Raw genomic sequence first — 7,447 nt, forward strand, 5'->3', positions numbered from 1 at the left:
AACAACAAAACCCGCCCTCCTCACCGATAAATAAACAACAAAACCCGCCCTCCTCACCGATAAATAAACAACAAAACCCGCCCTCCCCACTCGGACGAGTACAGTCTAGGACGGTAGGAGATAGTATAACATTCGGACGCGATCGCGCTCCGGCAATGGGAATGGGTAGCGAGCAAGATGCAAAGCCTGCGGCATGGCTTCGCTAAACGCACTGAACGTGATTTCGCCATTATTGACATGAAGGTTTAAATGCCGAACAGCTTATCACGCTTTTGACTGTTTCCCTAGAAAAAATTACTCATTAACTTCCTCCTTGTTATTATTTTTCATCCAGGCAGGAAAAACGGTAAGTACATTAACTTTTTTGAGGAACCGTGGACTGAACCGAGTCGCGTTCGTGTAACTTATTGAACCAATCTCTTAAGTGAAGATATTTTAATTGCCAATCTTCATCCAGGCGCAAACTGTAGTAGCTTAGGGAACATAAGCCAGCTACATCGGCGGCTGTCCAGGTTTCCTCCCCCAATAAGTAGTTAGACTTAGCTAATTGTTGATCAAAAACTGGTAAAAGGCGATTAATTGACGCTTCCAATCTTGTCCGATAACCAGGAGAAGTGAAATTATTTTTCAAATTTAGTATCCATAAATTGATGATAGTATCACCTAAATAATCCGCGAGTTCTTCCCATTTACGACACTCAAGCCTTGTCCGAGGATCACTGGGGTAAAACCTCGGCTGTGGATAGGTTTCGTCTAGATACTCCGCAATTAATGTAGAATCCCAAATCACCGTGCCATCTTCATCGACAAACACAGGGACTTTACCAATAGGAGAAAGATTGAGAAATTCGGGGGGCTTATCAACCAAATTTATTTCTCTTAGTTCGCACTCTATATTTTTCTCAGCTAACAGGATTCGGATTTTCCGAGAAAAGTGGGATTGTTGATGATAATACAATATTCTATTCATTAGATATCTCCCGACATTCCGGTTGGTAATCAATAGCCACTTAACTAATTTAAAGGCATCTTCCACCGCCATACAACCCCCTTGACCAATATTGGGTTGGACAGGGTGTGCGGCATCTCCAATTAGCGTAACTCCTGTTGGTGGGTTGAGCGAAGTCGAAACCCACCCTACGGTATCTCAAGGGTTTCGGCGACCCCAAAATGCACGCTTTTCAGCGCCATTCCGCTTAATCAGGCATTTCTGTCTCTTCCACATCTGCTGGGGCGTCTGTCAATCCCATGCGATCGAGGGCGATGACAACCCCTACAGATACCAATCCTCCTAAAAGTAAACCCATAATCAGGAGAGTAATATAGATGCGCTTCAGAGATTTTTTTGTCGCTTTTATATGCTCTGGCGATAGATTAGGGTCAAGGCTTTCCTGTTCTGTGTCTGGAGATGTCTCATCCGCCCCATCTCGTTGGGGATGGTGGGGATGGGGAAAGCCGTCATGCTCGAATTCTGGGGGATTTTGATTATTCCACATATCTCTAGTTTGATTATGATTGGCAGGATTCTCATCAGCCTAAAGTTAGACTCAATCTTGGCAACGAGCCGGAGACGCGCCATGGCGCGTCTCTACAACAGTTCGCTTGTCTTATCATTTTGAATCTATATATATATTCCAATTAATATTTCAGGTAAAAATCTTTAATCAAGCTAATAAATTCAGGAGTATAAACCCGCCTAGTGGCTTCTATGGCGAGAACGTTTTCCTGAGAGGATAACGGATGTTTTCCCAGTTCCAGTACAATCCGTTTAGTTGGACTAGCTAAAGTTGGTTTAACCGAGAGTTTCCTGTGGCAAGAAAAACCAAAGGCTTCGGCTTTTTCTTGGAAGAGTTGGGCTGACTCAGTGGGATAAATTACAGCTAGCCTACCCTTCTCACCCAAAAGCTGTTCCGCCACTTGTAATAGATCCAATTGCCTGAGAGAATCACTATGTCGTGCTACGGTTCTCGCCTTTTGTGACGCTTTACAAGCATTATCAAAAAAGGGAGGATTAGACACAATCAGATCGTACCGCTTCGAGCAAGTCGTGGCATAATCTTGCACAGAACTCAGGTACACTTGAATGCGATCGCGCCATGGTGATCGCGCCACATTCTCCTGCGCCTGAATGCCAGCCTCTGGGTCAATTTCCACGGCGTCGATGTGCGCCTGCGATCGCTGTGCCAACATCAGCGCCACCAAACCCGTCCCTGTACCAATATCCAGAATGCTTTTTACGCCCGTGATATCCGTCCATGCCCCTAACAGTGTACCATCTGTTCCCACCTTCATCGCACAGCGATCGTGAAAGACGGTGAATTGCTTGAAGCGAAAGTAGGGATTAGACATTCTCAGCTAAGTAGGTGGGGACAATTAAAGTTAACGGTGGGGAACTCGCTTTCGCGAGAAGCAAGCTACGTCATTCGTCATTGGTCATTCGTCATTTGTAAGGGTTTGAGGCTTGTTAACATAACTTAATATGGTTGAGTTTATTTCCACCAACCTACTTAAATAGGCGAGGATCCTCACGTCATAATTTTCAATTTGACCAAAGTATCGCACTCTAGAAGGGCGGGTTTAGTTAAGTTATCGGTTGGTGGCAAACTGTTATCTGTTAAACCCGCCCCTACATGTCTGAATTAATCAAGACATTTTACCCAGAAGTAATGATCCCGGAACAGCTTTTTTAATCCAATCAGTCACTAAAACTTGTTCGGGTTCAAAAGTATCAACAGGTTCGCCGCTTATGGTGCGAAACATAACATCCTGGGTAACAATTTCTTCACCAGTGGGCAAAACCATACCTTGAATCTGTGAACTATCAAAGGAACGCCAGGTGTAAAAAACCACATATTTGCCACTTTCGCCAGCCATAACTTCCGCTAAACAGGCATCATTCCGGTATTCAGATAGTTTTGATTTCATCCGGGGAAATAATGCTGTGGTGCGGTTCGCTTTGAAAAAAGGAGCGCGTGTTTCTCGGAACCAGTTTTTCCGTAATTTTGCCGGATTTTCTAACACCAGGCGACAAATTTCATCAATATCAATAGCAACATTGTCCTCCTGACTCAGATGTCGTAAGTCCAGGCGTACTGTATGTAAACCTGCCTCACGCAACCCATCTAACCGATCCAGAATAAACTGATCTTTGTCTAAGAACATAAATGTGCCATGGGCAGTTTCTAACGTCGGAAAATGGCGATTAGGATTATCAGCAAAAGCCGCCGTCGCTTCTAAATAGAGAGGGGAGTCGGGGTTAAATCGGTATAGGGAATCGATGTTTTCTGTTGTTTCTTTATTCTGGCTTTCCAGCAACGGGTTTACCAAGAGCGATCGCGGCGAGTAAAATAAGAGAATGGGTCCCACACCCAGCAGTTCACAGGGAACCGATAAGGTTTGGCAATATTCAATTAGCTTTTCTTCCGGTAGTTCAATCGATAAGACTAACCGTTCCAATGACTCCGAAAAAATCTCACACCATCCCTGCAACGCCTCCAGATTGTGATTCCCTGTCTCAACAATTAACTGGATAGGAATCTGAGGAAAATGGGTTTTCAACCAATAAGCCGCGCCCGGATCACACACCCGAATTGCACCAAAAAGACTGACTTCCCAATCCTTTAGCTGATCACAAATGGTTCTCATTACCCGTTCTGGCATTAATACATCCCAGACGAGTACCGGGCGTAGTTCTTTTTGCCAAGCTTGTTTGGCTAAATCATGTACCTCCGCCTTTGATAATTGTCCCTGTCGCGCTAATACTATTGGTTCCAATAATACCTCATGTAGATGGGGAGCGTTGACACAGCGTTCTAAATCATGAATTGAGGAAATAAATGTATTAAATTGCATTTTTATTCGTCATTCGTCATTTGTGATTCGTCATTTGTCATTCTTAACCACTATGGCAATCCTGCCAAATCCATTACCACATTGTTAACTAGCAACGGTTACAGGGGAACGGGTGACTCGAACGACATTTAATTTGGTGATATTGTGCGATCGCACGGAGTCATCCGGTTTGGGTAAGCGCACAATACTGTCCTTTCGCATCGACTCTAAGCGTTCACCTGTCATCGAAAAAAGCTGATTAACGTTCCAGCATATCGGTTCTCCTTGAAACGGGATAATTTCAATTTCATCACCGACGGCTAACGGTTCAAGTAACCGTAAAATAATCTCTTGGGACGTCGTATCCATAACCATGCCTAAATAAGCGTGAGTTCCTGTATTAATTCCCGATAACTGTCCAAAGACTGAATCCTTATCGGCTGGTGTGTCTAAGGAACCGGAAAAATAGTCTCGGTTAGGAATTGATTGCAGTTCAGCTGCGGCTTGGCTGAGTAGCTGTCCATCTAATTTACCAGCGGCATAAGCATCAATTAATTGGCGATAAACCTTACATGTTAGGGCGACATAGAATGAGGATTTCATCCGTCCTTCTATTTTTAATGAGCAAATATTATGGTTGAAGAACTCGCCAATCTGATCAATTCCCCATAAATCTCTGGATGACATAAAGCTGACTAAATCATCAGCTTGCTTATCCTGAGTTTGTAAGTGATAGGGTAATCGACAGGATTGAATACATCCGCCCCGATTAGAATCGCGACCTGCGGTAAAATTAGAAATTGTGCAATGACCTGAATATGCCATACACATTGCACCGTGGGTAAACATCTCCACATCAATACCAGATTCTTCTCCAATTAAACCCGCTTCCGCAATACTGAGTTCTCGACCAACAATTAAGCGATTGACTCCCATTTCTTTCCACAAACGAGCGCTATAGGAATTGAGACAAGAGGCTTGAGTGGAAAGGTGAATATGGAGATTTGAACTCGTTTTAATAATTCTGATAACCCCTAAATCAGAGACAATCACCCCATCAATGCCAATAGATTCCAGAAACTGACAATAGTCAGGGAGTCCCTGAAAGTCTGCATCGTGGAGAAATGCGTTCAGGGTGACGTAAATTTTGGCATCATGGTGATGGGCAAATGCTACACCGTGGGCTAACTCAGAGTCAGTAAAATTATCCGCACGCGCTCGCAATCCATAGTTTTGTCCCCCTAGATACACCGCATCTGCACCATAAGCAATGGCGACTTTTAGCCGTTCCAGATTCTTCGCTGGGGCGAGGAGTTCAGGTTTAAACATGTCTGGGTTTCAGGATAAGCGGGAACAGCCCTAATTTAACATTTGTGGCGCGATCGCATCCAGAAAACTGCTGAATCTACACACACAAGGGTGATCAAAGTCAATTTTATGTAGGAGTGGGCAAGTCGTTTCAAAGGTTACATGTAACCTGGGAATATTTTCTGAGGTTCGGTGAATCAAATCAGTGTTCTAGGACATCGGTAAAGAAACCGGGTTTCTTTGGGTGAAAGGTTGATATTGCGTTGTCATCCTCAGGAGAAATTCAGTTTCTCGGAATACTTGTCACTTTGTCATCGCCTCGCACTTCCGTATAAACCCGGAGGCTTTAGCTGAACTGCTGCAAATCTCAGTATTTTTCCCGTAGTTTTCACCGCAACGCCACCGTCATCATAGAGTAACATCTACGACGACTAACCAGCCTGTTTTGGAGAATGCCATAAGCCATGATTGATTTTGGTTTACAATTTATCGCTCATCGCACGGGAGACTTTTTATTGCAAAATTCTTTTTTGGCATTACGCAAGAAAAAGGATTGGCAAGTGGCTGTTTTACATGGATTAGTCTACACGTTGCCCTTCTGTCTGTTAACCAACAAGTTAGAATCCTTGATTATTATTTGTGGTACTCATATTATTATTGATTTTTTCAATATATCCAGTTTGTGGGTTCGTACTTATAATTGGGACTGGAAAAACGATGTTCCCCAGGTTCCGTTGTGGGTGATGGTGGAAGTCGATCAAACCTTACATTACGCGATTAATTATTTTGCCTTACTCCTTTGAAGTCTATTGGGTGTCTGAAGCTATCTACCTTGGAGCCTTGTCCCACCCATAAAGGGGGTAGTTAACCCTGATTGAGTATGAGAATGAGGCAGGACATACCGATGACCAAGGACATCGGACTAATGACCAATGACAATCTTGTTGAAAGCTTTACAATGGATCAGCTCAACTTGTTACTATCTTTACAGATTTTCTCCTATAACAGAAGTAACAGGCAAGTGGACTCAAGGGTAATGGGAACGCCCCTCTGCACCGCTGGGCTTGTACCCAGATCGCTGGGTCAAAAGCATCTAGTAAGCAAATTCCAGTAGAGATAGATTTCAGAGGCGCGAAGTATCGCGTCTCTTCTCATTTTTCGCAGCCGCTTGATCAACCTCAATCCGAGGCTAGCGTCCATCGTCCGGATCAGCTAGTCTGCTAAGTGGTAATTTGATGGTAGGATAAGCAACAGTCTAATTATGTGTGAGACCCCAAAGCCGTTCCCTGTCATGGGACTACCTGTTCACCGACTCCAAGATTACGATCGCTGGTTGGGTAATCGCCTTCAGCAAAACCTAGGGTGTCATGTGGTGACGTTGAATGCAGAAATGGTGATGCAGGCGGAGTGTAATCCAGCTTTGGCAAGTTCAATCCGACAAGCGGAATTAGTTGTCCCCGATGGTGCAGGTGTCATCCTTTATTTACTCCTCCACGGTATTCGACAGCAGCGTTGTCCGGGAATTGAGTTGGCAGAATCGTTACTGCGACAGGCGGGAGAATTGGGTGAGTCTTATCCGGTTTTTTTCTATGGAGGTAAACCGGGTATTGCCCAAAAAGCAGCGAAGATATGGCAAGAACAATACCCGAAACTCGCGATCGCAGGAATTGAAGATGGCTATCTGTCCCCAGAAGCCGAAGATCAACTCAAAGTCAGGTTGGCAAAAGAACAACCGCCATTAATTTTTGTCGGTTTAGGGGTTCCCCGTCAGGAGTTGTGGATTGCCCAAAATCGGCATTTGTGTCCTCAAGCCATTTGGATTGGCGTTGGCGGTAGCTTTGATATCTGGGCTGGGGTTAAATCCCGTGCGCCTGTCTGGTTGCGGAATAATCATTTGGAATGGCTGTATCGACTCTATCAAGAACCTTGGCGCTGGCGGCGGATGATGGCATTACCACAGTTTGCCCTCAAAGCGATTGGACAACGTTTGGCTTAGTCATTTGTCTTATGTCATTCGTCATTCGTCATTTGTTAGGGAACAGGGAACAGGGAATAGGGAACAGGATAATAGGCTATAGAAATTTTGTCTCCCATCTCCCTCATCTTCCCCAGCTTCCCCAGCTCCCCCAGCTTCCCCAGCTCCCCCATCTTCCTATCCCTTGCAGTATTGCCCTAATTGTTATTAATGGATCGACGTTCTAGCCGATTCAAAACACGGGCAATTAATTCAGCTTCCACAATGGGTTTTTTCACGTAATCATCTGCACCAACGGTAAAAACTTGCTGCACTGTTTGTACTTCGGTATGG

Annotated in this window: 8 protein-coding genes and 1 pseudogene; 3 read left to right on the forward strand and 6 right to left on the reverse strand. The window is 44.5% G+C overall.

Translation table 11 applies throughout. The features are described from left to right. The coding region (locus tag ACLFWI_RS22920) for a hypothetical protein (protein WP_446414848.1) at positions 1-206 on the forward strand (206 nt) is incomplete at its 5' end. Between the two features lie 149 nt (positions 207-355). Here ACLFWI_RS22920 and ACLFWI_RS22925 read toward each other — a convergent pair. The 6 genes and pseudogenes from ACLFWI_RS22925 to ACLFWI_RS22950 form a co-directional block, all read right to left on the reverse strand. Beyond that, positions 356-970: a glutathione S-transferase family protein gene (locus tag ACLFWI_RS22925; protein ID WP_446414849.1), complete on the reverse strand. Its 615-nt coding sequence runs from the start codon at positions 968-970 to the stop codon at positions 356-358. Positions 971-1,012: 42 nt separating this feature from the next. Continuing rightward, a pseudogene (locus tag ACLFWI_RS22930) lies at positions 1,013-1,093 on the reverse strand (FAD-dependent monooxygenase); the annotation flags it as partial. Between the two features lie 103 nt (positions 1,094-1,196). Then, positions 1,197-1,496 (reverse strand): hypothetical protein, encoded by a 300-nt coding sequence (locus tag ACLFWI_RS22935; RefSeq protein WP_446414850.1) that lies wholly within the window; start codon positions 1,494-1,496, stop codon positions 1,197-1,199. Between the two features lie 142 nt (positions 1,497-1,638). After that, positions 1,639-2,349: a tRNA1(Val) (adenine(37)-N6)-methyltransferase gene (locus ACLFWI_RS22940; RefSeq protein ID WP_446414851.1), complete on the reverse strand. Its 711-nt coding sequence runs from the start codon at positions 2,347-2,349 to the stop codon at positions 1,639-1,641. 294 nt (positions 2,350-2,643) lie between these two features. After that, positions 2,644-3,852 carry a U32 family peptidase gene (locus tag ACLFWI_RS22945; protein ID WP_446414852.1) on the reverse strand — a complete coding sequence of 403 codons (1,209 nt, stop codon included), beginning with the start codon at positions 3,850-3,852 and terminating at the stop codon, positions 2,644-2,646. Positions 3,853-3,936: 84 nt separating this feature from the next. Further along, positions 3,937-5,160: a U32 family peptidase gene (locus tag ACLFWI_RS22950; RefSeq protein WP_446414853.1), complete on the reverse strand. Its 1,224-nt coding sequence runs from the start codon at positions 5,158-5,160 to the stop codon at positions 3,937-3,939. Positions 5,161-5,603: 443 nt separating this feature from the next. Here ACLFWI_RS22950 and ACLFWI_RS22955 point away from each other — a divergent pair, with 443 nt between their 5' ends. Together ACLFWI_RS22955 and ACLFWI_RS22960 are read left to right on the forward strand one after the other, a co-directional pair. Further along, a complete protein-coding gene (locus ACLFWI_RS22955; RefSeq protein ID WP_446410595.1) occupies positions 5,604-5,942 on the forward strand; it encodes a DUF3307 domain-containing protein in 339 nt (112 codons plus the stop codon). A 458-nt stretch (positions 5,943-6,400) separates the two neighbouring features. Further along, positions 6,401-7,135 (forward strand): WecB/TagA/CpsF family glycosyltransferase, encoded by a 735-nt coding sequence (locus ACLFWI_RS22960; protein ID WP_446410596.1) that lies wholly within the window; start codon positions 6,401-6,403, stop codon positions 7,133-7,135. Positions 7,136-7,447 lie beyond the last annotated feature (312 nt).

The sequence above is a fragment of the Coleofasciculus sp. genome, from assembly GCF_046539235.1.
GTDB lineage: Bacteria > Cyanobacteriota > Cyanobacteriia > Cyanobacteriales > Coleofasciculaceae > Coleofasciculus.

What these genes read in the sequence shown, in the direction of transcription:
- ACLFWI_RS22925 (WP_446414849.1), bottom strand. Translation starts at nt 970, where the DNA reads ATGAATAGAATATTGTATTATCATCAACAATCCCACTTTTCTCGGAAA.
- ACLFWI_RS22960 (WP_446410596.1), top strand. Translation starts at nt 6,401, where the DNA reads ATGTGTGAGACCCCAAAGCCGTTCCCTGTCATGGGACTACCTGTTCAC.
- ACLFWI_RS22935 (WP_446414850.1), bottom strand. Translation starts at nt 1,496, where the DNA reads ATGTGGAATAATCAAAATCCCCCAGAATTCGAGCATGACGGCTTTCCC.
- ACLFWI_RS22945 (WP_446414852.1), bottom strand. Translation starts at nt 3,852, where the DNA reads ATGCAATTTAATACATTTATTTCCTCAATTCATGATTTAGAACGCTGT.
- ACLFWI_RS22940 (WP_446414851.1), bottom strand. Translation starts at nt 2,349, where the DNA reads ATGTCTAATCCCTACTTTCGCTTCAAGCAATTCACCGTCTTTCACGAT.
- ACLFWI_RS22955 (WP_446410595.1), top strand. Translation starts at nt 5,604, where the DNA reads ATGATTGATTTTGGTTTACAATTTATCGCTCATCGCACGGGAGACTTT.
- ACLFWI_RS22950 (WP_446414853.1), bottom strand. Translation starts at nt 5,160, where the DNA reads ATGTTTAAACCTGAACTCCTCGCCCCAGCGAAGAATCTGGAACGGCTA.